The organism is Paenibacillus sp. CMM36 (assembly GCF_053570945.1).
Window position 1 is genome coordinate 165,447 of record NZ_JBSEDY010000009.1, and the last position, 26,073, is coordinate 191,519.

Consider the following 26,073-nt stretch of genomic DNA (forward strand, 5'->3'; position numbering starts at 1 on the left):
TCCACTAATGTTCCGTACAAAATCCGAATAAATCACCAAGCAACATCATATCATCTTTTGCGCCTGTATGACCAGTCTGTTCACTCTTCTATTCAAGGTATACCTACCATTCTCGTAAAAAAAGGAGCCCTTAGGCTCCGAACAATCCAGTGATATAAAAAGAGAACTGCAAAAACTGTATATAAATCATCTGGGCCAGCGTGTAAAGAGGTTCAATCGTTACAACTCGAACCTGTGGAATGACCAGGATAAGCAGAAAAATAAAGATCGACCACTGTTCAAACTGCTGGAGTTTGCGACGTACAGGAGTGGGGGCCACATCTTCCACAATCCGGTATCCATCCAGTGGAGGCAATGGGATCAAATTAAAGATAAACAAAAACAGATTTAAATTGATCAAAGCATTGATAAACAAATAGATTGCTTGAGCCACCCGTTGGTTCTCCATCCCCGGCAATACTTGAAAATGAAGGAGCACGGCATAGATTAAAGTAGTAACAAATGCAAGCAGCAGATTGCTGAGCGGACCCGCAGCCGATACAATAATGCCCATGAGGCGCGGACGACTAAAGTTATCACGATTAACCGGAACTGGCTTGGCCCAGCCAAAGCCTCCGATCAGCAGCAGTAGCGTACCCAGCAGGTCAATATGCACTGCCGGATTTAAAGTCACGCGCCCAAGTAGCTTGGCTGTAGGGTCACCAAATTTATTGGCATAAAATGCATGTGCAAACTCATGAACCGTGAACGATATGATCACGGCCAGCAAATAAAATGGAAGAACATTTAAATTTACACGAAAAATATTTTGTAAAAAATCCATACTTACCTCTTTCTCGCCACAAACGCCAGCCAATCTTCATCCCGGCTTATTTCGGCAATCTCAAAGCCAGCTGCCTTCAACGCAGTTTCGACAACTTCTTCTTTGTTCTTCCAAATCCCTGAAGCAATATAAATACCACCTGGTTCCAGGGCTTTATATACATCGTCAATGAACAGCAAAATAATCTCTGCCAATATATTAGCTACCACTAGCTTGACGGGTAACTGGATACCCAGCGTTGGATCGCTTGCATTAAGCACCGATAGCAAATCACTTTCTTTAATGGTAATGCGTTCCTCCAGCCCGTTCAGACGCGTATTTTCCCGCGCACTGGATACTGCCACCGGATCGAGATCCAAGGCAAGTACATGCTTCGCTCCCAGCTTTACAGCTCCAATGGCCAAAATACCGGAACCCGTGCCGACATCAATGACTTCTTCCCCGCCCTTAATTACAGATTCCAGCGTTCTCAGACAAAGGGATGTCGTAGGATGCGTTCCAGTCCCGAAGGCCATACCAGGGTCCAGCTCAATGATTTTTTCCTCTTCACTCGCAGGCTCATAGTCCTCCCAAGTGGGTTTAATCGTCAGACGGTCCGACACACGCAAAGGCTTGAAATATTGCTTCCAAGCATTTGCCCAGTCGTCCTCATCAACTGTTTTCAGTTCATACTGAACCTCACCAGGGTCAATATCGAAAGTTCTCAATTCTTCGACGCGCGGCTCAATTTGCGAACGAATACTATCCATGTCCACTTCTTCGGCAAAATAGCCTTTGATGATCGCTTGTCCTTCAGGTATGTCGTTCAAAGGTCGATCATACCACTGTCCATAGGACGTATCCCGCGGCTTGTTGAGCGAACCGGATTCTTCAATGGAAACCCCTCCTGCACCTGCTTCGTGCAGAAAATTCGAAATCATTTCGATGGCTTCTTCGGTTGTATGTATTGTAATTTCATTCCACAACATGGTTTTCATTTCCTCCTCATTTCACATGCATACATTACATTGTACTATATACATGCACAGGAGTTCAAAAAAGCTGGTAATCGTCCTTTTCCGATTTCTCCAGCCGGACTTGGAATTGCTACGACGTCTGTATTTATTGATCCTGCTATTTCTGGTGCTGTCAACAACCGTGTAGAGTTAAAAGCCTCGATTGGACTACGTTTCGTCGGTGTCGGCAACATTCGAGTACTTGTACGTATATGGAGAGCCGGCAAGGAAATTTATTACGGACTGGAATCCAATGTCTTCGATAACAATATTATTCTTAATGTCGAAACGGTAGACGTTGCGCCTCTGGGCGTGCAAAACTACCAACTAATTATTGAAAATCAAACGCCTGCGACTACTGCTTTCGTCGCCGGTCCTCTTGTTTTTAGTGCAACAGCATACAGCGGATAATGAATAGAAAAAGGAAAGAACACAAATAAGACGGGCTATCCCACAAATCATCCTATTGATGGAGATAACCCGTCTTATTAAATTCTACTCATTGTCGTTTATGATACGCTGCTGACGACGGTCAGCTCCTTCGCTACGCCGGATCGCTTCCAGATCCTCAGCATCTGCCTGATCTGCTGAGAACTCAACATCTTCATTTTTAGCAGATTGCATGCGTTTGATTTTCTCTGTTTTGGTTAGCACTTTATCAAACCGTTTGTTTTTAGACATCGGTCACTGCCCCTTCCAAACTTTTCACAGCATTCCACCCGCTTGTTCCACGATGGACATTGCCTGATGATGAATGGATTCATCCACCACAGCAGTCAACAAAATATCGCGGCCTGTCGGTCCGCCCTGTCCTCCATCACTCATGCCACTGGCGGACGGATCAGCCGCAGCCAGTATTGCTGGAGTTGCATCTGTAAAGTCCACGCCCTGTGTCAATGAGGACAAGCTGCTAATCTGTCCTGAAAATACAGGCAATCCGGCGTTGCCAGTAGACTGCCGCGGATACCGGCTAAATCGGTCTATCGACACATCGGCTGCCCGGAGAGCTTCCAGTTTTCTAGCAGCTCCCTGTGCTTCCTCAGGACTTTTGAAATACGCCAAAATATTTTTTTCGCCCATCTCAAAATCTCCCTGTGTAGTATTGAGCGCAACTGCTCTTCAAGAGCATAGAGCGTTACGCTTTGTTATATCCTGCTCATTGGCACGATTTTATATTCCGACGGATGCAGACGATATCAAGAACAGTAGGCCAAGACAGTGAACCAGAGTTTGTGAAGAGCATAACTTTTACGGGTGTAAAACAGCTGCTGGAGCTTCACCTGACTTAGCTACTCCTGTCTCCCAAGCAGCGCGAATAACTGCATCCCGTACCTTTTGAACCACCTTCGGATTAAAGACATTCGGTATGATATAAGTTTCACTTAGCTCCTCAGGACAGATCGCATCAGCGATGGCAAGTCCGGCAGCTAGTTTCATTTCCTCATTAATCGTCGTAGCATGACAATCTAGAGCACCCCGGAAAATTCCCGGGAAGCACAGCACATTGTTAATCTGATTTGGAAAATCGGAGCGGCCAGTAGCGAGCACACGTACATAAGGTGCAGCTACAGCCGGATCGATTTCCGGAATCGGATTCGCCATGGCGAACACAATAGGATCAGTTGCCATGCTCTGTATATCCTCTACAGTCAGTATGTTCGGGCCTGACACACCGATGAATACATCAGCTCCCACAATCACCTCGGATAAACTCCCACTTAAATTGTGCGGATTAGTCATGTTCGCATACTCTGTCCAATGCGGATTACTGTACTCCACATCACGGTGAATAGCTCCCTGTCGATCAACGCCAATCAGATTGCGCACACCTGCCTTAAGCAGCATACGGGAGCAGGCCATACCCGCTGCACCGATTCCTGCAAATACGACTTTGACATCCTCCATTTTTTTGCCACATACCTTTAATGCATTGACCAGACCCGCTAACACAACGACTGCCGTACCATGTTGATCATCATGAAATACTGGAATGTCCAGTTCCTGCTTCAACCGTCTCTCGATTTCAAAACAGCGTGGCGAAGATATATCCTCCAAATTAATGCCGCCAAAAGCAGGAGCAATCATTTTAACAATTTGAACAATTTCATCAGCGTCCTTCGTGTTGAGACAAATCGGAAAGGCGTCGACACCTGCAAATTGTTTGAACAACACCGCTTTACCCTCCATTACAGGCATAGCAGCCTCCGGCCCGATATCTCCTAATCCCAGTACTGCTGTTCCATCTGATACGACCGCTACAGTATTTTTTTTTGATCGTTAATTCGAACGCTTTGGCAGGGTCATTGGCAATTTCCATACAAATTTCAGCTACACCCGGCGTATACACTTTGGACAGCCCCTCCATCGTTTCAATTGGTTTCTTCGGTAAGGTCTCCATTTTGCCACCTGCGTGTAATTCTCTAATTTCATCTATTAAACTGCTCATATTTTTCTCCGTCCTTTCATGTCTCTTTTTGGATATGAATCTCAGTCCTGTGTATAAAACTCATCAGCTCCATAATTGGAGTAACAAAGTTGCTAAAATGACCGTGCCTGCCCCACCAATACGTGTTGCAATTTGCGCAAAAGGCATCAGTTCCATCCGATTGGACGCAGACAGAATGGCTACATCTCCCGTGCCCCCTAATCCACCGCGACAGCTAGTCACCAAAGCAGCTTCTACAGGATACATGTGAATCCATTTTCCTGTGAAGTATCCGGTAACAATCAATGCAACTACAACAGATGCGCAGGTGATGGCATAAGGAACCGTTAAGATCCCAACCACACTATCCAAAGGTACATACAAAATACCCAATCCCACCATCAAGGGCCATGTCAGACTTGCCGTTATACATTTGTATAAGTGAAAAGCTCCCTGCTCCAATGTGTTCGGCATAATCTGAATGCACTTAATTAACGCCGCCGCCAGAATCATGAGGATCGGACCTGGAATATGGAGATACGGCTCCAGCAACTTACCCACAATAAAGAAAGTGCAAGCTAACAGCAGACCTCCTCCCATCAATGGAAAAGAAATCGATTGTTCCAGACTTGCCGGGGCTAGCTTTTCTGCATGTTTTTCTAGTTTCAATAACCTCCCGTTACCTGAAGTTTTTGGATTTTTCTCCGCTAATCTCTTCAGAATACCCGCACCTATGATTGCAACAATGTTCCCGATAATTGCAGCGGGGATAAATTGAGACACGAATATTGCCGAATCCTTGCCCAGCACCAATCCATACGAAATGGACAACGGTAAAATGCCTTCCCCAATCCCACCGGAGATAATCGGAATGATGATGAAAAAAAATGTATGATAGGCGCTATAGCCAAAAGCCATACCCACTATCATCCCCACGGCAACTGCTGCAATAGATCCTATAATAATGGGGGCGAAAATCCTGACAATTCCGTTCATCAGCATTTTCCGATCCATACCAAGAATACTACCCGTTACTAGACATGCGATGTAGAAGTAAAGAAAATTCGAGGTTTTCATAAGCGTGTGTACAGCACCCATCGCAGATGGACTGAACATATTCCAAAATACCATTAACGATGGAACCATAAGAGATAAAATGGCCGGCCCGCCAATATGCTTAAGCAACGGAAGTTTGGCCCCTAGATCACTGAGCAGTATACCTAAAATCATGATGACGGCAAACCCGCCTAACAGATCGTTCGGAATTCTTTCAGTAATTGCAGCTGCATAAACAATCAGCGCGATCACGGCATAGAGCGGAAGAGGAATAACCCCCACCTTTACCCTGCCCAGCATTCTCATGCCATCTACAAAATTTTTGCTCCATCTTTGCCCCTTTTGAATGACAGGCTGGTTCGTAGCATTTTCCATAAATCTCCCTCCATAAAGTGAAGAATGATGATCATGTTTCCATTCTACACCTTGGAAAACGCTTTATTTGGTTTTAAAACTAATCATTCACTTTTGTAATTAAAGTAATCGGAAAGAAGACTTAAATAAAACTATTCATGATGTCTTCTGCCTGTGGCAATATTCGGTATTGGTAAACAGGGCGTCCTATGGTTCCGTATATGGTTTCCATGGAAAGAGCCTCAATCTCTGTCATAAAAGCCAGGTACTTGCGCATAGACACCCTGGATATCCCTGCACTCTCCGCAATATCCTCGGTGGAAAATAGTACCTTATTATTGTGCCGCTGGATACAATTCCATATCATAGCCAGCGTGGATTTAGTTATGCCTTTGGGCAATCGTGCCAAGTCTTTAGTCAAGCTTTTATGATAAATCAGTCGGTCCAACTCCTCCTGAGAAAGTAGACTGCGCTCACGCACGATGCTAATGTGCTCTCGGTACCCCGTGAGGGCCTCCAAAAAACGGTTAAAGTGGAACGGCTTAATTAAGTAATCCACCGCGCCGAAGTTCATTGCTTTTTTGACACTGTTCATGTCACTTGCAGCCGAGATGACAATGACATCTATATTTACACCTGTCTCCCGTATGAATGACAGTAAATCGAGGCCATTGTTTTCCTGCATATACACATCTAGCAATATCAGATCAATGGCTTGTTCAGCTATATATTTCTTAGCCTCTTCCACAGAAGAAGCCCAACCCCCACATCGGAAACCTTCTACCTGCTCCATATATTTGCGGTTAAATTCCGCAACCATCGGATCATCTTCTACAATCAGGACATTAATCATGTTCATCATTCCCCGCTATAATGTATGGAATCGTAATCTGAAAACAGCACCCTTGCTCGGCTGGGATTAACTTTATACTTCCCTGTAATCTTTTCACGCTTTGCGTCACTAGATAAAGACCCATCCCTCGTGACTCTCCCTTGGTCGAAAAACCTTTTTCAAATATAGCCTTCACAAGCCCTTCCGGTATACCTGGACCATTGTCGCACATGATACAGGTCAGATAACCGTTCTTCTGGCTTTCTTCATAATAAAGTGAAAGGGTAATTCGCTTGTGCTCGAAAGATTCCATCGCCTCCACCGCATTATCAAACAGATTGCCAAGAATAGTAATCAGTTCATGCGTCGTTTGAGTTTGACTGGATTCGGGCAAGTAACTACCTGGAGTCAGTTCAAAACTTACCGCTACCTCTCTGGCCCGGCTTAATTTTCCCAACACAAACCCTGCCATAACCGGGTCCCTAATCTGCCGGGTGATAGAGCCAATTTCCACTTGATGATGCTCGACGGCATCCATAATGTAATGCTCCAGTTTATCATACATTTGCAAGTGCACCATCCCCATAATGACATGCAGCTTGTTCATAAATTCATGAGCCTGCGCACGTAGTGCTTCCGTGTACAGGGACACTCCTGTCAAACGTTCTGCCAGCTGGTTCATTTCCGTTTTATCTCGAAAGGTTACAATTGCCCCCACAATTTCCCCTTTGACCCGTATCGGAACACTGGTAGTCAGCAAAGTTATTCCACCCAGCTCCATTTCCTCATCCATTTGTGGAGTACTCGCTTCCAGGACCTCTTGCAATCGAAAAGCGGATAGATAAACGGTAATTTCCTGTCCGGAGAATGAGAAATCTTCAATCCCCGCTTGTCTAAGTAGACGAATCGCTTCTGCATTCATCAGCATGACGCGACCGAATTCATCTACCGCAATAACTCCTTCCTTGATGGATTGCAACATAGCACTGCGTTCCTCCAGCAAGCGTGCGATTTCCGGCGGCTCCAGACCGACTAGCATATTTTTGATTTTACGAGCCAGCACTACCGCACCTCCAGTGCCGATCAATATTCCGATGCCAAGGGCGATAGCAATAAGACGGTTGTTGCCTTCCTGAGCCATCTGTACATCTTGCATGGATATACCAACAACAATCGCCCCTACCTGCTTCCCCGTTGAACTGAACACGGGGGAAAAGGCTCTCATGGACAAGCCCAATGTACCCTTCGCAACGGACACGCTCTCATGGCCATGAAGTGCAGTATACTCGTCTCCACCGACAAAGGCTTTGCCGATCATCCTAGCATCCGGGTGCGTTTTACGAATTCCCTTCATATCCATAGCCACGATGAACTGGATGTGATTTGCTACTGAGACCCTCTTTACATACTCCTGCATGGAAAGAGACGAACCTGTCCCTTGCAATTGCTTGACAATAAGCGGCGTATGGGCGAGTGTACGCGCGATGGACATTGCCTTTTCTTCCAGTCCCTTCTCAGTTTCCTGCTCCACTCTCTCCGCAAATAACAGGGTTACAGGCAGAAGCACAAGTGCCATAACTAGACATACTAGCAGTGTAATTAGGCCTCTGAGCTTTAATAGTGGTTTACCCCGACGCAGCTTGAGCTGTACATTTCCGATGGAACTCACCCCTTTCTACTTGATATTAAGTCTCGATAGTTCAACATGCCTATACAAAAATGGTTATGTATGTGTTTACCTGAATATAAAAAAAGGAACTACCCCGCAATTGCGGAATAGTTTCCTTTGATTCATGGTTGAAGCTCCGCGATTTCTAATTGGGCTTAGTCGCCTCGGAAGGCGCGCTTCACACGGTCAAAAAAAGACTGCTCATTCTCATGCGTCTGTTCTCCGCTAAGCGAAGAGAACTGACGCAGTAAATCCTTTTGTTCCTCACTCAGCTTGCTAGGCGTTATCACAACTACCTTAATATGCTGGTCACCCTGACCAACGCCACGCAGTTTTGGCACACCTTTTCCTTTAAGACGGAAGTAAGTACCTGTTTGCGTACCTGCTGGAACTTTCAACTTCACTTTCTCGGTCAACGTCGGGATCTCGACTTCATCTCCCAATGCTGCCTGTGAGAACGTCAGCGGAATTTCGCAGTAGATATCGTCTCCCTCACGCTCAAAGAAGTCGTGCGATTTCACACGGAACACGACGTACAAGTCACCTGCCGGTCCTCCGTTGACACCACCTTCGCCTTCACCGTTAATACGCATCTGTGCGCCGTCATCCACACCCGCTGGAATGCGAATATGAATTTTACGTTGCTTGCGTACCCGACCGGAACCGCTACAAGTCGTACATTTTTCTTTAATGATTTTACCGGAACCGCCGCAATTAGAGCAGGCGCGTCGATTAACCATACGACCAAACGGTGTATTCTGCACCACTTCTTCCTGTCCGCTGCCGTGGCAGACGGAGCAGGTTTGTGGTTGAGTACCCGCTTTGGCTCCCGTACCGTGACACGTATCACATGTTTCCGTACGTTCAATATGAATGTCGGTTTCTTTACCGAACACTGCTTCCTTGAATTCAATCGTCATCGTATATTGAAGATCGTTCCCACGCTGCGGTGCATTCGGATCGCGTCGGCCGTTACCGCCGCCACCAAAGAACATATCAAAAATATCGCCAAACCCGCCACCGAAGTCGGCACCACCACCAAAGCCGCCTCCCATGCCTTGGTTCGGGTCTACATGACCATACTGGTCATATCTTGCCCGCTTCTGACCATCGCTGAGAACATCGTAAGCTTCTTTCACTTCTTTAAATTTAGTTTCCGCGTCCGCAGCCTTGTTCACGTCCGGATGATACTGACGCGCAAGCTTACGGTAAGCCTTTTTGACTTCATCATCCGAAGCGCCCTTCGCGACGCCCAGCACCTCATAATAATCACGCTTATCAGCCAATGTTCCACCCCCATGCCTACAACGTGTCTGCACTACATATAAAAGGAAAGCCAAAGGCACGGGATGACCCGGCTTTGACCTTCCCATCATTTCAAGGCAGTACAACCCGTAATATGCTTATTTATCTTGGAAATAACTCTTACCCTTCGGCTAATTGTTATTTATCAAGGCAGCTACGCTGCAATTACTATTCAGTATATCATAACGCATCGGTGTACCGTAAAGCTACCACTACCCGATCCGTAACTTAGTCTTTCTTCTGGTCTTCGTCAACAACTTCATAGTCCGCGTCAACCACATTGTCACGGCCTTTGCTGTCTGCTGCGCCGTCTTGGCCTTGTTGAGCCTGTGCTTCTTGAGCAGCTTGCTCATACAGCTTTACAGACAATTGCTGAACGATTTCAGTCAGTTCTTCAGTAGCCTTTTTGATATCTTCCAGGTTGTCGGTTTCCAGCGTTTTTTGCAGATTTTCTTTTGCTGCATTTGCTTTTTCGACTTCGCCTGCATCCGCTTTTTCGCCCAGATCTTTAATCGTTTTGTCTACAGAGTAGATCAGTTGATCCGCAGCGTTTTTCGCTTCTACCAAATCTTTGCGTTTTTTATCTTCTTCCGCATGCAACTCGGCATCCTTCATCATACGTTCTACTTCCTCGTCGCTCAAGCCGCTGGAAGATGTGATCGTAATCTTTTGGCTTTTGCCTGTGCCTTTATCTGTAGCGGATACGTTCACGATACCGTTCGCATCCAGATCAAAGGTAACTTCGATTTGCGGTACACCACGTGGTGCTGGAGGGATATCTCCCAATTGGAAGCGACCCAGTGTTTTGTTGCCTGCTGCCATTTCACGTTCACCTTGCAGCACGTGAATTTCTACGCTAGGCTGATTGTCGGCATATGTCGAGAATACCTGCGATTTGCTCGTAGGGATCGTCGTGTTACGATCAATCATTTTAGTAAATACGCCACCTGCGGTTTCAATACCGAGGGACAGTGGAGTTACGTCAAGAAGAACGACGTCTTTCACATCACCAGTCAGTACACCCGCTTGAACTGCCGCGCCCAAAGCTACCACTTCATCAGGGTTTACGCCTTTGTGAGGCTCTTTACCTGTCAGCTTTTTGATTGCTTCTTGTACAGCCGGAATACGTGTGGAACCGCCGACCAGAACGATTTTGTCGATGTCGCTGGCACTCATGCCTGCATCTTTCATCGCTTGACGAGTAGGTCCCAAAGTACGTTCTACCAGACCTTCAGACAATTCTTCAAATTTCGCACGAGTCAGGTTCAACTCCAAATGCTGTGGAACGCCATCAGCTACTGTGATAAACGGCAAAGAAATCGTCGTTGTCAGTACGCCAGACAGTTCTTTTTTCGCTTTTTCCGCTGCGTCTTTCAGACGTTGTACAGCAGCTTTATCTTTGCTCAGGTCAATGCCTTGATCTTTTTTGAACTCATTTACGAGGTAATCAATAATCACTTGGTCAAAGTCATCGCCACCCAGCTTGTTATCGCCGCTTGTTGCTTTAACTTCGAAGAAACCGTCGCCCAGTTCCAGAATGGATACGTCGAATGTACCGCCACCCAGGTCATATACCAGGATCGTTTGGTCTTCGGATTTTTCCATACCATATGCCAATGCAGCTGCTGTCGGCTCATTGACAATCCGCAGAACTTCCAGACCGGCAATTTTACCTGCATCCTTGGTTGCTTGACGTTGACCGTCATTGAAGTAAGCTGGAACAGTGATAACAGCTTGAGAAACGGTTTGTCCCAGGTAAGCTTCAGCATCGGATTTCAGCTTTTGCAAAATCATAGCGGAAATTTCCTGTGCGGAATATTCTTTGCCGTCGATGCTTTCTTTATGATTTGTACCCATGTGACGCTTGATGGACATGATTGTACGATCCGGGTTTGTAATTGCTTGGCGTTTTGCTGTTTCCCCTACAGTACGTTCTCCATCTTTTTTGAAACCAACAACGGAAGGGGTTGTGCGTGCGCCTTCCGGATTTGGAATAACGACTGCTTCGCCGCCCTCCATAACAGCCACACAAGAGTTGGTTGTACCTAAGTCAATACCGATTACTTTGCTCATCGGACAATTCCTCCTTCTGTATATACGAGGCCCGCAGGCCAGAATGGTTGAATCAAAATGATGTATTTCTAATGTCATAATTTTGCAAAATTCGATTCCAGTCGCTCCAAAGTGCAATATTGTTCATTGAAAGTCGCTTATGGGATTTTTGCAAAATCCTCATGTATATTGAAAAAGCTACATGCTCACTTTTACCATCGCTGGACGAAGCACCTTGTCCTTCAGCATGTACCCTTTTTGTACCTCTTCAACAACAATGCCTTCCTCATGCTCTTCGCTCTCCACCTGCATAATAGCCTGATGGAAGTCAGGATTAAACGGTTGTCCCACCGAATTCATGGCCGTTACTCCTTCTGCCTGGAGCACACTCTCAAACTGGCGGAAAATCATTTCCACGCCTTTGCTGAATGACTCAGACTCCGCTCCTTGCGGTGCCGTTGCCAGCGCACGCTCGAAGTTATCCAAAACAGGCACCAACTCGGTAACCAGCTTCATAGATGCATATTTGGCAAGGTCTTCTTTTTCTTTCAGCGTACGACGGCGAAAATTATCAAAATCCGCCTGAGCGCGTAAAAACCGTTGCTGATGCTCTTCCGCCTGAGCGCGAAGCTTATTCAGCTCTGTTTCGCTTTCTTGGTCTTCCAGTGCCGCCGCTTCATTAACCGGCTCTTCCTGCTGGCTCGCTTCGGCGGCTTCCTCTGTGCTTACATTTTGTTTTTTTTTCTTCTTGGAACGCTTGTTCTTCCTTCAAAATGTTTCACCTCCTTCAAGTCATAACTACCTTTACAAAAACACGCAACAATGCACCCGCGCAGGATACGAACCGTATCCAGACGCGGAACATGTAGTACCGCAACCTATGCGGCTTTGTTCTATTTAAACCGCTGCGTTAGCATTGCGGTCAAATCCTTAGACAGGATACCCAAAATATTAATAACTCTCGCATATTCCATCCGTGTCGGACCCAGTATGCCTATAGTGCCCAACGCTTCTCCGTCTACTGCATACGTAGCAGTAATCAGGCTGCAATTGGCAAACGCCTCATGATCATTTTCAGTGCCGATGCGGACTTGAATTTCAGGTGCCCCGACAACAGGTGTCATTAGTTTAAGCAGCGTTGGTGTTTCCTCCAGCAGATCGAGAATATGTTTAACCTTTTCTACATCTTTAAATTCAGGTTGATTAAGCATGTTTGTCGCACCGCTCAAATACAAGCGCTGATCCGATTCATTATCCAGTGCTTTATCCAGCACCTTCATAGCGTCCTCAAAATGAGACACATGCTTCTCCATCTCCTGACCAAGTGCGGTGTAAAGGCGTGATTTAAGCTGATAAATCGGCACACCGACCAGCTTGCTGTTCAGTAAATTCACAACCTTCTCCATCTCGGAAATCGAAATTCCCGGTGGAATATCTACCGTTTTGTTCTCCACCTGACCGGTATTGGTCACGATTATCGCCACAGCCGTCGTTTCGTTGAGCGGCAGCAGCTGAAAATGACGCAATGAAGTATGAAAAACCTCCGGCCCAAGCAGGATGGAAGTATAATTGGTCATATGGGACAAAATGCCTGACGCATGCTGGATCACTTGCTCCATTACATTCAGCTTTTCGGCATAAAAGGCTTTCAGTTCCCGCATTTCCATAGGCTTCAGTGTATTCAGTGGTACCAGATGGTCCACATAATAACGATAGCCTTTATGAGACGGGATGCGTCCCGCAGAAGTATGGGGTTGCTCCAGATAGCCCTGTTCCTCCAAATCCGACATTTCATTACGGATCGTGGCCGGGCTGAATCCGACATCCTGCCTTTTGGATATGCTGCGGGAACCCACTGGCTCAGCCGAACGAATGTAGTCATCAATAATCGCATTCAGAATGAGTCTCTGACGTTCGGTTAACAAGCGAATCCCCCCTTGTTGTTTATCCATAATAGCATGATTGTTAAATGGAATCATTAGCACTCGTTCGCGTTGAGTGCTAACCGATAATACAAAAATACCAAACCGACCTGATCATTGTCAAGTCAGATCAGTATTTTCAATAAACAAGATTTATCACAACAGTTTAGTTTACTGAAATGAATCCAGAACGTTTACACTTTTTCACGAAAAACCTCAATATCCAGCGTATAAAAACCGTATTTATGTATAGTGACACAGAAAATAGAAAAATTCGAGACTATGTCTCCATACCATTATAACTTCTTTGTCCTTGAGGAGGAATTAAATTTGAGAACTAATCGCCGCAACCTTTTATACGCATCGATCGCACTTTTACCTACAATTTGTATGTTTCAGATTTTAATCGAGTTGTTTCCGTATACAGGACTAGGAAGAATAGTTGCTTTGCCATTGGTTTTCATCCTGAATGCAGCCCTTATTATTTCAGTCATCCATTTAATTCGTAAATTAAGCCCCCTATGTTGTGCCTTACTCTTGGTTCCTACAATACTTTTAAGCATATGGAATACCATTTTGTTTTACCCTCAAGAATTCAGTCCAAGTATTCCCAAGCAAATAAAATACAGTATATCGGCAATACAACATTACGATGATTTAACACTAGCCGATTGGGAAGGATATACACATAGTCCAAGCAGAAGCGGAGAGTCTGAAAGATATGTTGTCGCCTTGTATAAATATAAACACCGAGTTCCATTAGACGGCACTGCATATTTTTATAATGATACTGATTATCATAAGGACCATCCCATAAGAAGCCTGAATGGAATACCTTCCGAGCTGGAGCCTCATCATCAATTCATTTGGTGGTTGCTCAAAACATATGAGAAATAAACCCGCATTAAACAATGTAGGCTGTATAATATACGCATGATTAGGTCCTGATGAAAAAAGAACTGACCTCATTATTGACAGGTCAGTTCAGTACTTTCAACACTGCGATTTCATCACAATTGTTTTGTTTACTACAGTGAATGCAGTCGGTCCATACCTTTTCAGGGAAAATCTCTTTGCTTACTACATCAAAACCGTTTTTTATAAAAAAGGAGACCTCGTAGGTCAATGCCATAATTTTAGGAATACGTTGCCGCCGTGCTTCTATCATAAGGCCCTCCACGAGCTTAGAGCCAATACCCATACCTTTGTGTCCCTCAGAGATGCCAAGGGAGCGAATCTCTACCAGGTCAGCGCCCAATTTGCATAAAGAACCACAACCAACAACTTCGCCGTCCACCTCTGCAACAATAAACAGCTCCAGTTGGCGCGTTAGCACTTCCCTCGAACGTGGCAGCATAATCCCCCGCTCTGCATAGCCGCTAATCATTTGATATAAAGGCTCCACATCCTCAGGAACCGCACTTCTGCACAATACATCTTTACACACTGAAGCCATCTTGCTCTCCTCCTACCGCTTGCCGCATATAATGAATAAATATACAACATCACGCATAGAATCGCAATACTCCATTTACCCTGCTGTGACAGAATGGTGTAATAAAATGATGGTCCCAGCTTACGAAGTTGAAACGCGCTGTATTGAAGCTACGACTTATGAATTTACCGTGATTGAACCAATAAACTCTGCAAATACATCATTTCCGAATAAAATGCCACGTTCACTCAAACGATAACCGTCCTCAATCGATTCGATTAACCCCGCATTGAGCATTTTTCCAAGAGGAGCAGTAAACGTATCCTCCAACGCCTGACCGAATTGAGCTTCAAAGCGAGACTTGGAAACGCCCTCTAGCATTCTCAAACCGACCATAAGAAAATCCTCCATGGCTTCCGCCGCTGGCACCTCAAAGCTATCTAGACGCGGCAAACCATTACGACTAGCCTCCACATAAGGGTTAATGCCCTTAATGTTCATATGGCGCTCTCTGCCAACATATCCATGTGCCCCAGCTCCGAGACCGTAATAGTCCTCATTTCGCCAATAGGTCATGTTGTGCTTGCTCCCCAAGCCTGGTTTTGCGAAATTACTAATCTCATACTGTTCATAGCCCGCTTCTTTCATGCGACGCATGAGGAGTAAGTACATTTCCAGTTCGTCATCCTCATGTGGAAGCGGTAGCTGATTTTTCTGGTACAGCGTGTGGAAGAGCGTGTTTTCTTCAACCTTCAAACTGTAGATAGAGTAATGAGGAAGCTCCAACTCTAGCGCTCTACTGACGCTTTCATGCAGCATCTCCACTGTTTGATTCGGCAAACCGAACATCAGGTCAATCGACAGGTTGTCCAAGCCAACCTTACGTGCGTTTTCCAAACTACGATATACGTCATCTGTACTGTGAATACGACCTATGCCTGTGAGTAGCTCATTCTGAAAAGCCTGTACGCCAAAGCTGAGTCGATTGACGCCGCCTTCTTTCATCACAGAGAGTTTTTCAAAATCAGTGGTACCTGGATTAGCTTCCATGGAGAACTCAATATCTTCCGCCCAATGCGGGAAGTAGGTTCGGACGCTCTTCAGGAAATATTCCATTTCTTTCGGATTTAGGGTAGTTGGTGTTCCACCCCCGACAAAAATAGTTTTAATCTCTCCTGGTGGGTGAAGCTTAACTGTATGTTCCATCTCCCGTTCCAGTGCATACAGATATTCCATAACAGGTTGATCCTTGAGCACATAAGAGTTGAAATCACAGTAAAAGCATTTATTCGTGCAAAAAGGTATATGCAGGTAAACCGCTTGAGGCGCGGATGAATGTTCATGTTTTTGTATGGATGCGGTCATACCGATCCTCCTTGTCAATTCAGGGAATAGTGAAAAAATGCGCCGAGGTCTCGACAACCGCTTCGTGTTCCATTTGATCTTCTGATCGCTGTTACTCCAGATTCAAATGGACCACTCCGCTGCTGCCTACCACCATCGATCATTTTTTTGTAATGTAGGTGTTGCAGTAAGAGTAAAGCATCTATAGAAATACGCTAAAGATACTGTTGTTATACTATTTTTGCAACTGAGATAACAAACACTCCATCTCTGGATAGCTTGCTCAAATAAATAACGTCCATTCTCCATGCACGGCAAATGCCCCATGAAAGAATGGACGAATACTTCAAACAACTTTACTCATCTATTTTCAGTACTGCCATAAATGCTTCCTGAGGTACTTCTACGTTACCGACCTGCTTCATACGCTTTTTGCCCTCTTTTTGCTTTTCAAGCAGCTTCCGTTTACGAGAAATATCGCCGCCATAACATTTGGCCAAGACGTTTTTACGCATCGCCTTAACGGTTTCACGCGCCACAACCTTTGTTCCTACAGATGCCTGGATCGGCACCTCAAACATTTGACGCGGAATTAGCTCGCGCAGCTTCTCACAGATAATACGTCCGCGATGATAAGCCCGATCTCTATGCACGATGAACGACAGTGCATCGACCTGCTCGCCATTCAACAAAATATCCATTTTCACCAGGTTGGACTGGCGATAGCCTGAAATCTCATAATCAAAGGAAGCATAGCCTTTGGTACTTGATTTAAGCTGATCGAAGAAATCATATACGATTTCAGACAGTGGAATTTGATACGTAATGGTTACCCGTGTCGTATCCAGGTATTCCATATTTACATACTCACCACGTTTGGTTTGACAAAGCTCCATCACCGTACCCACGTAATCATTAGGGACGATAATGCCTGCTTTTACATAGGGCTCTTCCACATGTTCAATCCGTCCGATTTCCGGATAATTCGATGGATTGTCGATCTGGATCGTTTCCCCATTCGTCAACTTTATGCGGTAAATAACACTTGGTGCCGTTGTAATCAGCGGAATGTTAAATTCACGTTCAATCCGTTCCTGGATAACGTCCATATGAAGCAGACCAAGGAAGCCGCAACGGAAGCCAAAACCCAACGCGCTTGATGTTTCCGGCTCAAAACTGAGCGAAGCATCGTTCAGTTGTAGCTTTTCAAGCGCCTCACGTAGATCGTTATACTCCGATGTTTCGATTGGATACAAGCCACAATATACCATCGGATTAATTTTCCGATAACCTGGCATCGGTTCTAATGTTGGATTTTTTGCATCTGTCACTGTATCCCCGACACGCGTATCACCCACATGCTTGATACCGGCAACGATAAAGCCAACATCACCGATGTTCAGCTCGTCCACGATGTTCATACGCGGCATAAAAGCACCAACTTCAATAACCTCAAACGTTTTGTCAGTCGCCATCATTTTAATTTTCGAACCGGCTCGGATACTACCATCCACAACGCGAACATATACGATAACGCCTTTATAAGGATCATAGTGCGAATCGAAAATGAGTGCCTTGAGCGGATTATCCGGATTACCTTGCGGAGCAGGCACACTTCTGACCACCTGTTCCAAAATTTCTTTGATGCCGATTCCAGCTTTGGCTGAGGCATGTACGGTCTCGCTCGTATCCAAGCCGATAACATCCTCGATTTCCTGCTTTACCCGCTCAGGATCAGCACTTGGCAAATCAATCTTGTTAAGCACAGGCAAAATCTCCAGATTGTTGTCCAACGCCAAATATACGTTAGCCAACGTCTGTGCCTCGATTCCCTGCGCGGCGTCTACTACCAGCAAAGCACCTTCACAGGCTGCCAAACTACGGGATACCTCATACGTAAAATCGACGTGTCCCGGTGTATCAATCAAATTCAAAATGTACTCTTCGCCGTCATCGGCCTTATAAGTGAGTCGCACTGCCTGGAGCTTGATCGTAATTCCGCGCTCCCGTTCCAGCTCCATCTGGTCAAGCACTTGCTCCTGCATTTCACGGGAAGTGAGTGCACCGGTATATTCTAGAATCCGGTCAGCCAGCGTGGATTTACCATGGTCTATATGTGCAATGATACTAAAGTTCCGAATTTTACGTTGTCTTGCCAAAATGTCAGTCATGCCTTACCCCCACACAATGCCTAGTGTCAATCAGCTTATTATAGCAGTTGTAAGGGGGGTCAGCAATATTTCTATTCTGTTACTCCATCAAATACAGATACGACCCATCGAATGCCCTGTCTCGACAGGTTTTGAAGCAACCCAGCTGTTTTGTCCGCCATAGTATCCACCGAGGCTTGCTGTCCCTTGACGGCTAGCAGTTCACGCGGTGTCTCCAGACCCTGAGTATTGACATGTTGCGCAGTCGTCGAATACCATCTGGATGCTCCGAGCTGCGTCTGTTCCTCATTTTCTTCCCTTCCACCAGCTTCATTTATACCCGCTTCCGTTTTCGGCTCAACCTTAACTTCTCCACTTGTGCTATACGTACCGCTATATGCACGAGTGTTAGCTGCGGGTGTGTCCTCAATAATCGTCTGTTCATATCCAACTTTCTGTTGATTTACCGATTGAATCGTATTCCCTCCGTTCCATTCCGGCCCATACACTGAACGCAGACCAGATCCTGCCAGTTGCATACCAAGAAGAATACCTGCCCCCATAAGCAGTACAAATCCAAGTGCTTTCTTACGAAAATGTCCAGACATTACCTTCCCCCCCTTACTGCTACCTCATTTAATTATCGCTGTTGCTCTTTTTTGTATCCGATACATTAGTGCCCGCTTTCTGAGCTTTCTGATCTTCCCAATACACTTCACCGATCATGTCCGCCAAAACGTCCGAGGTCCGTTTCAACTCCTCCTCGGTGTTATCAATACCCCCGATTTCAATTAAAATGCTATGCGAAGACAAGCTTTGATTGTATTCACCGTTGTTGCCTTTGCCACCATCTTTCCCCCATACACCACGTGATACGCCATGATACGATTTTTCCAGCTTTTCATGAATACGAGCAGCAAAAGCTTCATTTTCGCGCCAATTTTTGTTGTCATGTCCGATAATAAAATACACCTTGGCATAAGAAAGTCCATTAATGGTTGCTGTTGTTTTTCCATGACGTTGTGAATCCCGATGGATATCAAGCAAATAAGTTAAACCTTTATTTCCAGCTAAAGCTTCCTTAACCGTTTCGCGTGAATATTTATAGGAATAGTTCCAATTGTAATTTTGAACTGTAGTAGCATAATCCTTGTTTATATGCAGTGTGGATATCCCTTGCTTTTCCAGCCTCTTCTTTACAAAGTCCCCTACCCTTGACACATTCGCTGATTTAGAACCTGAATTGGGATTGGAACTAGTTTTGCTGAGTAGTGGGTTATATGCTTCTCTGGGATGAGAATGGTAGATTAATATGCGCTTGTCCCCTTTGGCCGTATCACCTGGATGATCCTCACGTACCGGATCTGTTTCCGGCGTTGTCGGAATATTCGGCGTGTTAGTCGGTGGGTTCTCAGATGCATCTGAGCCACCAGGAGCATCCGTCGTTCCCTGATCGGGCTGATAATCCGTAGGACCCTCTACCTTGATGTTCCCCGAACCCTTGCGCAGCAAGACAGGTGCTCCTGCAGACATGCCAGGAATCTCACGAGAAATGAGACTTTTGGGATCCTGCGGATTAATGCCTGTAAGCATCTGAAAAACAAAAGGCGACCATTGTTCACCCGACAACGAAGATTGCTGCTTCTTTTGTGCCAAATGAGGTACTTCCATACCTAGCATATCCGCAAAAAAACCGCTGGACACCGAGCCTGCCAATCCTTTCATCGAAGAAACAGGAGATGTTTGTAGACGATTTTCTGCCAATCCCCCTAGCCCCAAAATGACAAATAAAAGCGCCGAGCCCATGATCAGCAGCACAAGCGTATGTCCCATCGCCAAAATTTCGATCCCTTTTCTTCTCCATCTTCCGACGTTCCAGGTCTGAATTTTTTTCATGTGAGCCTTGTCCTCCTTCGTCCCGTCGAAACCCGCTTTATACTTGGAACATAGGGTTCCTATCTGCTGCGGAAATCTCTTATATTTCAACTCTATGAACGGAGAACAATTACTAGAACACAAAAAATCTCTACCACAGGTATATCACCTCCCTTTTTGAAAGAGATTAGATTCCTGTTAAATAGAGACTTTTGTGGGAAATACGATTTTATCAACCCTTGATTAATGCGTATATGCGGCGACATTGCCAGGATCCACAGCTTCGTGCAGAGCAGCGTTCAATCCAGTAGCAATGATGTTCGCGATATCTTCAATAAATTCATCAATTTCTTTAGGAGTCACAATCAGATCATGTCCCAGCGGTTGCAGTACCTCTCTCACCAGCCCAAGTCTCTCAGGTTCTGAAATATCGTCCAGCATCCCCAGGATTGCTTTTGTAGAAGCCTTTTCTTTGGTAAAATGTGTTTTCATCAGTTCAATTACGTTATTGACAATGGTCGAAGCGTAGCATACCGTTGGAACGCCGATAGCGATACACGGAACACCCATAATATCCTTGGTGATACCGCGCCGCTTGTTGCCAATACCTGAACCCGGATGTATCCCGATATCGGCCACCTGAATGGTCGTATTGACACGCTCCAGTGAACGTGACGCCAGTGCGTCAATGGCAATAATCAGTTCTGGCTTTGTGCGATCCACGATGCCTTGAACGATTTCACTGGACTCAATCCCCGTAATACCCAGGACGCCCGGCGCAATTGCGCTCACATCCCGATAGCCCGGGTTGATTTGATCAGGTGTCAGTTCAAAAAATTGACGAGTCACCATCAAATTCTCAACGACAAGCGGACCCAGTGAATCGGGAGTGACGTTCCAGTTGCCCAGACCTACCACCAGTACCTTTGCCGTATTAGAAATCCCTATTTTTTGTATAAAATGCTCCATTTCTTTTGCAAATGCAATAGCTACACGTTGCTGGAGCCCCGTATCGCCTTCACGCAAGCCGGGTACTTCCAGTGTGACGTAATGCCCTTGTACCCGCCCAATACGGTTGGCTCCTTCTTCATTCAGTACATCCAGCCGTGTGATTTTGATTCCGTCATCTTCCTCCACGTTCTCACTGATGCCCGCCAGAGGTACAGGCTGATCCCGTTCGGCCAATTCTCTTGCCTCTAATGCCAAATCCGTGCGTACCGCGTACTTCTGTAAATCCAGATCCATCTTTTGATCCTCCTTGGATGCCATCTTTGACTATAGTGTGCGAGACACCCAACAGGTTTATGCACATCCATTTTCATCCTGTAATTCGCATCGCCTCAGAATGTTTTCTTATTGCAATTTGAGGTGTGGCATGCTAAAATATTTTAAGTTGTGAAACGTTTGTGTTCATAAGTAATGCCTTTACAGGAGGTGAATGTAATGCCAAACATCAAATCCGCTATCAAACGCGTTAAAACTAGCGACAAACGCCGTGCGTTGAACGCTTCCCAAAAATCCGCGCTTCGTACAGCAGTAAAAGCTGCCGATACAGCGTTGGTAGGTAACGAAGCTGAAACTGCTGCTGCTGCTTTCAAAGTAGCTTCCCAAAAGCTGGACAAGGCTGTAACTAAAGGTCTGATCCACAAAAATGCAGCTGCTCGCAAGAAATCTCGCTTGGCGAAAAAACTTAACGCTCTTACAGCTCAAGCGTAAGCAAGAGCTACTTTCATACGTTAATGAAAAAAACCTGACCAGCCTTGGCTGATCAGGTTTTTTTAGTTTATAACTTTTATTCGTTTACAGCATCAGCATTCTGCGCTACATAAGCTGACTCTATTAGCAGCACATGAGTGGAATTAGATCGAAGCCCCCGCACCCATTTTCATCAAAAATAGCTCCAGTCCCAGTACCTTGTCAACGACACCTGTTTTCATATGATAATCCAGCTCGCCCAATTCGTAGAGAAGCTGACGTAGCTGCTCAGGGCGGAACCTCCGCGCTTGGTCCCCCGCAACTTTCACCCCATAAGGATGCAAACTAAGCTGACTCGCAATTTGTTGCTGGGAATAGCTTTGACCTGCCAGTTCTTTGACCTGCAACATAATACGGAACTGTCGCGTGATCAAAGCGGCAATCTTGATCGGTTCCTCTTTTTGCTTAAGCAACTCATAAAAAATACTGAGCGCCTTATCCAGCCGCAAATTAGCCAGATCCTCAACCATCGCAAATACGTTTTGCTCTGTGTTACGAGGCACCAGGGATTCAATATCAGCGGATGAAATCGTTCCCTGTGCTCCTGCGTATAAACACAGCTTGTCTATCTCGGCAGCCAAGGATTGCAGCCCAGTACCTGTGAATTGAATGAGGCTTTCAGCAGCTCCTGCAGCCAATTGCACTTCTCTTTCTCCTGCACGCTTATGGATCCAAGCCACAAGATCATCTCCACCCATTGGAGCAAAGGCAATAACCGAAGCATCACTTTTTAGCTTTTTGACAATCTTTTTCCGTTCATCCAACTTTTCAGCCTGAACCGTAAAAACGATGACGCTATAGTCAGTCGGGTTATCCATATAAGTCAACAGCGTCTCAAGCCGGTGCTCTATCTTACCGCTATCTTTGCCTGCTGCAAATACACTGGTATCCCGTACAATAATCAGCTTCTTTGGTACCAGAAAAGGCGCTGTTTCCGCCTCCTCCACAACCACCTCAATTGGCGTTTCGGTTAAATCATAAGGAATGATGGCGAAGTCACGATGCTCCTCTTCCACCACTTTCTCTTTAAGCATCTCAACAAACTGCTTCATTTGGTATTTTTCACTACCGTATAGCAAATACACTGGCGAAATGTCGCCTTTGCGAATAGCCTTAGAGGCTGTTTTTACATCCATTTTCCGTTCCCCCCACCCACTGATCGTACCTGACATCCGAGCGGAAGGCAAGTCATGACACAAACGAAGGGACCCTACCTATAGGCAGGATCCCTTCACCACCATCTATATCAACACGGCAGCAGAAAGCTCTAGAAACTTTCGGCCGTCGGGATACGACGTCGGTTCATATAGTTTATTCCCTGTTTTTAAAAGTGTGTCAACTTCGGGAAACTATTTTCCAGTGCTGCGCGGAACGGTGTACGTATATTTACTTGCAGTCCCATCCTGCTCCGTCTCATACATAAAGGTCTGGCTGTCTTCCGACCAGCTTCCTTTGACCCAGGCACCTTTTAGAGTACGGACTTCCAGTGTTGTTCGGTCTACACCGTTATCGGAAAGCTTATACACTTTCAGCTTTTTGCCCTCAATAGCCACCGCATAGCTACCATCAGGCGAGTTGAGCTGATCTGTAGAGACAGATTGGGCACTATAGTTGGAGGCATTATTGTTGTCCGGAGAGACCAGTGAATTAGATACAAAGCCTTCTTTACGAACCGGGTCTTGTGACACGGATGATTGCTGATCATTAGAAGCTGCATTGCTGCTATCCGTTCCCAAGGCATTGCCCGAATCCTTGGTGATGCTTCTGGAAGTCGCTTCTTTCGACGCTTCATTTGACGCAATTCGATCCTGTACCTTCAAATCCTGACTAAGCGACGAAGATGAATCATTCGTACTTGTGTTACCATTATTATCGTCCTGAGCAGTACCCGCTAGGGGTGCTTTTTCCATTTTCGGTTCCAACTGTTCATCAGGAGCAATCGTGGATTGATCAGATTTTTCCTGACTTAGCTGTTTGTCCTCAGATTTAGGAGCATCTCCAGCAGACGGATTTTCCTTTGTCACCTGACGATCCGTACGTAGCTGTCCATGCCCTTCATCCTGACGAGAAGAATGTTCGGCTTGTGCAGACTTCGTCGAATCTTCCTCCCCAGCTCGCTGATCGTCACGTTCCCCAGCATCCCGTTTGGAAGAGTTCTTTTCATCGTCTGCATTAGTTGCACCTTGTTTGCTCAGGCCAGGATCTTTATCCGCAGGTGGCTGAGATGCATCCGTTTCTTGCCCCTGCTCTGACGGCTGCTTTGTAGAATCCGAACCAATGGCTGTATCATGTCCTCCACTGCCATTGGCTGTACCTGGAAGAGTTTCCGTCTGATTCTGCGGATTCGTCACTTCGGGCGACTGGGTAGTAAGTATGCCTTCCGCATCTTGTACTGTTTTAGGCTCGAAGTTAAATACTACAATCCCCAGTACAACAGCAGCGGCAGCCACGCCTATAGCAGCGCGCCCAGCCATTCGATTCCACCAAGGTATAGGCTGGGTACGTTGTCTAGGCACTGGTCCAGGCTCTACAGCCACAGGCTGCATTTCCTGAAGCGCACTTCCCTGCTCTTCACGTGCGCGGTCAATGGCATCAAGCTGAGGCAGGATGGAATCCACCAGGCTGAACGCCGGGGAAACCGCAGGCAATTCCTCCAGCTCGCGAGAGAGTGTCTGAAGAATAAGAAATTTTTCCGCACAGTCCGGGCAAGTCGCAATATGGTTCATTAATTGGGACGTCTCTTCTTCGCCCAGCTCATGATCCACATAACGCTGCATCCAATCCATCACCTCTTCCCCACACTTCATCCTGATACACCACCTTTCTGATATTCCTGAAGTAGCCCTTGCAATTGCTGTCTTGCACGATATAAGTATGACTTGACCGTATTTAGCGGCAAATCCAGAGAATCTGCAATCTCGTTATAGGAGAAATCCTGCAAATATCTTAAGACAATTACCGTCCGGTGGTGCTCCGGAAGCTGTTGTATAGCCTCACGAACATCCTGTGCCATGTAAGAGGTCAACACCTCGACCTCCACATTTTGGGGATCGTTGAATATCATGTCGTGCTCGTCAATGGAAACCGAGGGCTTCGTTCTTCTGAATTTGTCGATGCATATATTCGTTACAATGCGTTGGACCCAGGTTTTAAACTGCGCTTTTTCCTCATAAGAGTTAATTTTGGAATAGATCCGTATGAGGGCTTCTTGTGAAGCATCCATGGCGTCCTGCTCATTGTTTAGAATGTAATATGCCGTACGGTACACATGCTGTTCTATCTCTCTTAATAGGGTAATGAGAGCGTCGCGATCGCCCGATTGAGCGGCTCGAATGAGTCCCTGCTCTACCACAAAGGATCCCCCTCTCCCTGCAATATTACAGACGTATCCCTTTTACAAATTGTTGCAGGATAGACGTCTGACACTAATTTTATTTTTTCAACAAAAAAAATTATACCAAAAAGCCCAGAATCCCCAGCGTATCCTCCCTTAGAATAACAGAAAAAGGGAAGGTAGTCACCTTCCCTTAGCTCCTACTACATCTAAATGCTAGCCTATCGAGCTGCAAGATCATATTGTTACTTCTTGGAAATCAAAAAATCCGATATGCATTCTAATTGATAAGTCAGAGCAATCGGATCTTGAAAATAAAAATCTTCGATTGAGTATTGATATACTTTACCTGATTTAACGGCAGAAAGGTTCTTCACACGCTTTTAGATAAAATATCTTTTCCTTGGCTGCTCCATCACCTCTAATACCCAACATTAAATAAGAAGAGTAATTGTACCTTTATCACTTTCATATGTACGCGTGGCAGCTTCATCTCCAGTTGATGTGGTCTTGGCAGCAGCCGATTGACCGCTTTCCGTTGCAGTCTCACCCCCACTTGTAGCATTGCGCTCAATACCAGCATTAACGAAATGATGAACAAACAAGCTGAAGCTCTAAATTTAAAATAACTCACAATATTTCCCCTATTAATAATGATTCTCATTTTCATAACTCATTTGATTCTATCAAAGCTTACAGCTACTGTCCATGTAGATTGGATTCAAAGCAAACAACACACTCCTAAGA

Annotated in this window: 23 protein-coding genes and 2 pseudogenes; 3 read left to right on the top strand and 22 right to left on the bottom strand. The window is 45.7% G+C overall.

The window, feature by feature from the left end; translation table 11 throughout:
* Positions 1–130 precede the first annotated feature (130 nt).
* On the bottom strand, positions 131–823 hold the full coding sequence (locus tag ACWA2B_RS18330) for a site-2 protease family protein (protein ID WP_029515346.1): 693 nt from the start codon (positions 821–823) through the stop codon (positions 131–133).
* Between the two features lie 2 nt (positions 824–825).
* Complete coding sequence (gene prmA, locus ACWA2B_RS18335; protein ID WP_029515347.1) at positions 826–1,791, bottom strand: 50S ribosomal protein L11 methyltransferase; 966 nt, start codon at positions 1,789–1,791, stop codon at positions 826–828.
* Between the two features lie 39 nt (positions 1,792–1,830).
* Between prmA and ACWA2B_RS18340 the strand changes: the two genes are divergently transcribed.
* The gene (locus ACWA2B_RS18340) at positions 1,831–2,229 is read left to right on the top strand and encodes a hypothetical protein (protein ID WP_141695525.1); all 399 of its coding nucleotides are present in this window, start codon (positions 1,831–1,833) and stop codon (positions 2,227–2,229) included.
* An 84-nt stretch (positions 2,230–2,313) separates the two neighbouring features.
* On the opposite strand, the gene ACWA2B_RS18345 is transcribed toward ACWA2B_RS18340, so the two are convergent.
* The 10 genes and pseudogenes from ACWA2B_RS18345 to hrcA form a co-directional block, all read right to left on the bottom strand.
* Entirely contained in the window at positions 2,314–2,499 is a 186-nt protein-coding gene (locus ACWA2B_RS18345) for a YfhD family protein (protein ID WP_029515349.1), read from the bottom strand.
* 24 nt (positions 2,500–2,523) lie between these two features.
* Entirely contained in the window at positions 2,524–2,898 is a 375-nt protein-coding gene (locus tag ACWA2B_RS18350) for a hypothetical protein (RefSeq protein WP_069012560.1), read from the bottom strand.
* A gap of 168 nt (positions 2,899–3,066) precedes the next feature.
* A pseudogene (locus tag ACWA2B_RS18355) lies at positions 3,067–4,264 on the bottom strand (NAD(P)-dependent malic enzyme).
* Between the two features lie 63 nt (positions 4,265–4,327).
* Positions 4,328–5,674, bottom strand: coding sequence for a 2-hydroxycarboxylate transporter family protein (locus ACWA2B_RS18360; RefSeq protein ID WP_069012558.1), 1,347 nt, complete (start codon positions 5,672–5,674; stop codon positions 4,328–4,330).
* A gap of 121 nt (positions 5,675–5,795) precedes the next feature.
* On the bottom strand, positions 5,796–6,506 hold the full coding sequence (gene dcuR, locus ACWA2B_RS18365) for a two-component system response regulator DcuR (protein WP_069012557.1): 711 nt from the start codon (positions 6,504–6,506) through the stop codon (positions 5,796–5,798).
* Entirely contained in the window at positions 6,499–8,154 is a 1,656-nt protein-coding gene (gene dcuS, locus ACWA2B_RS18370) for a DcuS/MalK family sensor histidine kinase (RefSeq protein ID WP_081317617.1), read from the bottom strand. Before dcuS ends, dcuR begins: the two co-directional genes overlap by 8 nt.
* Positions 8,155–8,309: 155 nt before the next feature.
* The gene (gene dnaJ / locus ACWA2B_RS18375; RefSeq protein WP_029515355.1) at positions 8,310–9,440 is read right to left on the bottom strand and encodes a molecular chaperone DnaJ; all 1,131 of its coding nucleotides are present in this window, start codon (positions 9,438–9,440) and stop codon (positions 8,310–8,312) included.
* 247 nt (positions 9,441–9,687) lie between these two features.
* A complete protein-coding gene (gene dnaK / locus ACWA2B_RS18380) occupies positions 9,688–11,532 on the bottom strand; it encodes a molecular chaperone DnaK (RefSeq protein ID WP_029515356.1) in 1,845 nt (614 codons plus the stop codon).
* Positions 11,533–11,709: 177 nt separating this feature from the next.
* Positions 11,710–12,283 (bottom strand): annotated as a pseudogene (gene grpE / locus ACWA2B_RS18385) (nucleotide exchange factor GrpE).
* 121 nt (positions 12,284–12,404) lie between these two features.
* Positions 12,405–13,436, bottom strand: coding sequence for a heat-inducible transcriptional repressor HrcA (gene hrcA, locus ACWA2B_RS18390; RefSeq protein WP_029515358.1), 1,032 nt, complete (start codon positions 13,434–13,436; stop codon positions 12,405–12,407).
* Positions 13,437–13,763: 327 nt separating this feature from the next.
* On the opposite strand from hrcA, the gene ACWA2B_RS18395 reads away from it, so the two are divergent.
* On the top strand, positions 13,764–14,330 hold the full coding sequence (locus ACWA2B_RS18395) for a hypothetical protein (protein WP_342425036.1): 567 nt from the start codon (positions 13,764–13,766) through the stop codon (positions 14,328–14,330).
* 82 nt (positions 14,331–14,412) lie between these two features.
* Here the strand turns inward: ACWA2B_RS18395 and ACWA2B_RS18400 are convergent, their stop codons facing one another.
* The 6 genes from ACWA2B_RS18400 to gpr all read right to left on the bottom strand — a co-directional run bounded on the left by ACWA2B_RS18400 (position 14,413) and on the right by gpr (position 21,482).
* Entirely contained in the window at positions 14,413–14,889 is a 477-nt protein-coding gene (locus ACWA2B_RS18400) for an N-acetyltransferase (protein ID WP_029515360.1), read from the bottom strand.
* A 156-nt stretch (positions 14,890–15,045) separates the two neighbouring features.
* Positions 15,046–16,233, bottom strand: coding sequence for a radical SAM family heme chaperone HemW (gene hemW / locus ACWA2B_RS18405; protein WP_029515361.1), 1,188 nt, complete (start codon positions 16,231–16,233; stop codon positions 15,046–15,048).
* A gap of 335 nt (positions 16,234–16,568) precedes the next feature.
* A complete protein-coding gene (gene lepA / locus ACWA2B_RS18410; RefSeq protein WP_029515362.1) occupies positions 16,569–18,383 on the bottom strand; it encodes a translation elongation factor 4 in 1,815 nt (604 codons plus the stop codon).
* A gap of 71 nt (positions 18,384–18,454) precedes the next feature.
* The gene (locus ACWA2B_RS18415; protein ID WP_029515363.1) at positions 18,455–18,970 is read right to left on the bottom strand and encodes a hypothetical protein; all 516 of its coding nucleotides are present in this window, start codon (positions 18,968–18,970) and stop codon (positions 18,455–18,457) included.
* Between the two features lie 28 nt (positions 18,971–18,998).
* On the bottom strand, positions 18,999–20,258 hold the full coding sequence (locus ACWA2B_RS18420; protein WP_069010456.1) for a stage II sporulation protein P: 1,260 nt from the start codon (positions 20,256–20,258) through the stop codon (positions 18,999–19,001).
* 222 nt (positions 20,259–20,480) lie between these two features.
* On the bottom strand, positions 20,481–21,482 hold the full coding sequence (gpr, locus tag ACWA2B_RS18425; protein ID WP_029515365.1) for a GPR endopeptidase: 1,002 nt from the start codon (positions 21,480–21,482) through the stop codon (positions 20,481–20,483).
* A gap of 198 nt (positions 21,483–21,680) precedes the next feature.
* Between gpr and rpsT the strand changes: the two genes are divergently transcribed.
* On the top strand, positions 21,681–21,953 hold the full coding sequence (gene rpsT, locus ACWA2B_RS18430; RefSeq protein ID WP_013311181.1) for a 30S ribosomal protein S20: 273 nt from the start codon (positions 21,681–21,683) through the stop codon (positions 21,951–21,953).
* Positions 21,954–22,096: 143 nt separating this feature from the next.
* Here rpsT and holA read toward each other — a convergent pair whose 3' ends face one another.
* From holA to ACWA2B_RS18450, 4 genes are all read right to left on the bottom strand, one after another.
* The gene (gene holA / locus ACWA2B_RS18435) at positions 22,097–23,128 is read right to left on the bottom strand and encodes a DNA polymerase III subunit delta (RefSeq protein ID WP_029515366.1); all 1,032 of its coding nucleotides are present in this window, start codon (positions 23,126–23,128) and stop codon (positions 22,097–22,099) included.
* 213 nt (positions 23,129–23,341) lie between these two features.
* Positions 23,342–24,799 (bottom strand): zf-HC2 domain-containing protein, encoded by a 1,458-nt coding sequence (locus ACWA2B_RS18440; protein WP_165148979.1) that lies wholly within the window; start codon positions 24,797–24,799, stop codon positions 23,342–23,344.
* Complete coding sequence (locus ACWA2B_RS18445; protein ID WP_013311184.1) at positions 24,796–25,344, bottom strand: RNA polymerase sigma factor; 549 nt, start codon at positions 25,342–25,344, stop codon at positions 24,796–24,798. Before ACWA2B_RS18445 ends, ACWA2B_RS18440 begins: the two co-directional genes overlap by 4 nt.
* Before the next feature lie 403 nt (positions 25,345–25,747).
* The gene (locus ACWA2B_RS18450) at positions 25,748–25,960 is read right to left on the bottom strand and encodes a hypothetical protein (protein ID WP_069010454.1); all 213 of its coding nucleotides are present in this window, start codon (positions 25,958–25,960) and stop codon (positions 25,748–25,750) included.
* Between the last annotated feature and the right edge of the window lie 113 nt (positions 25,961–26,073).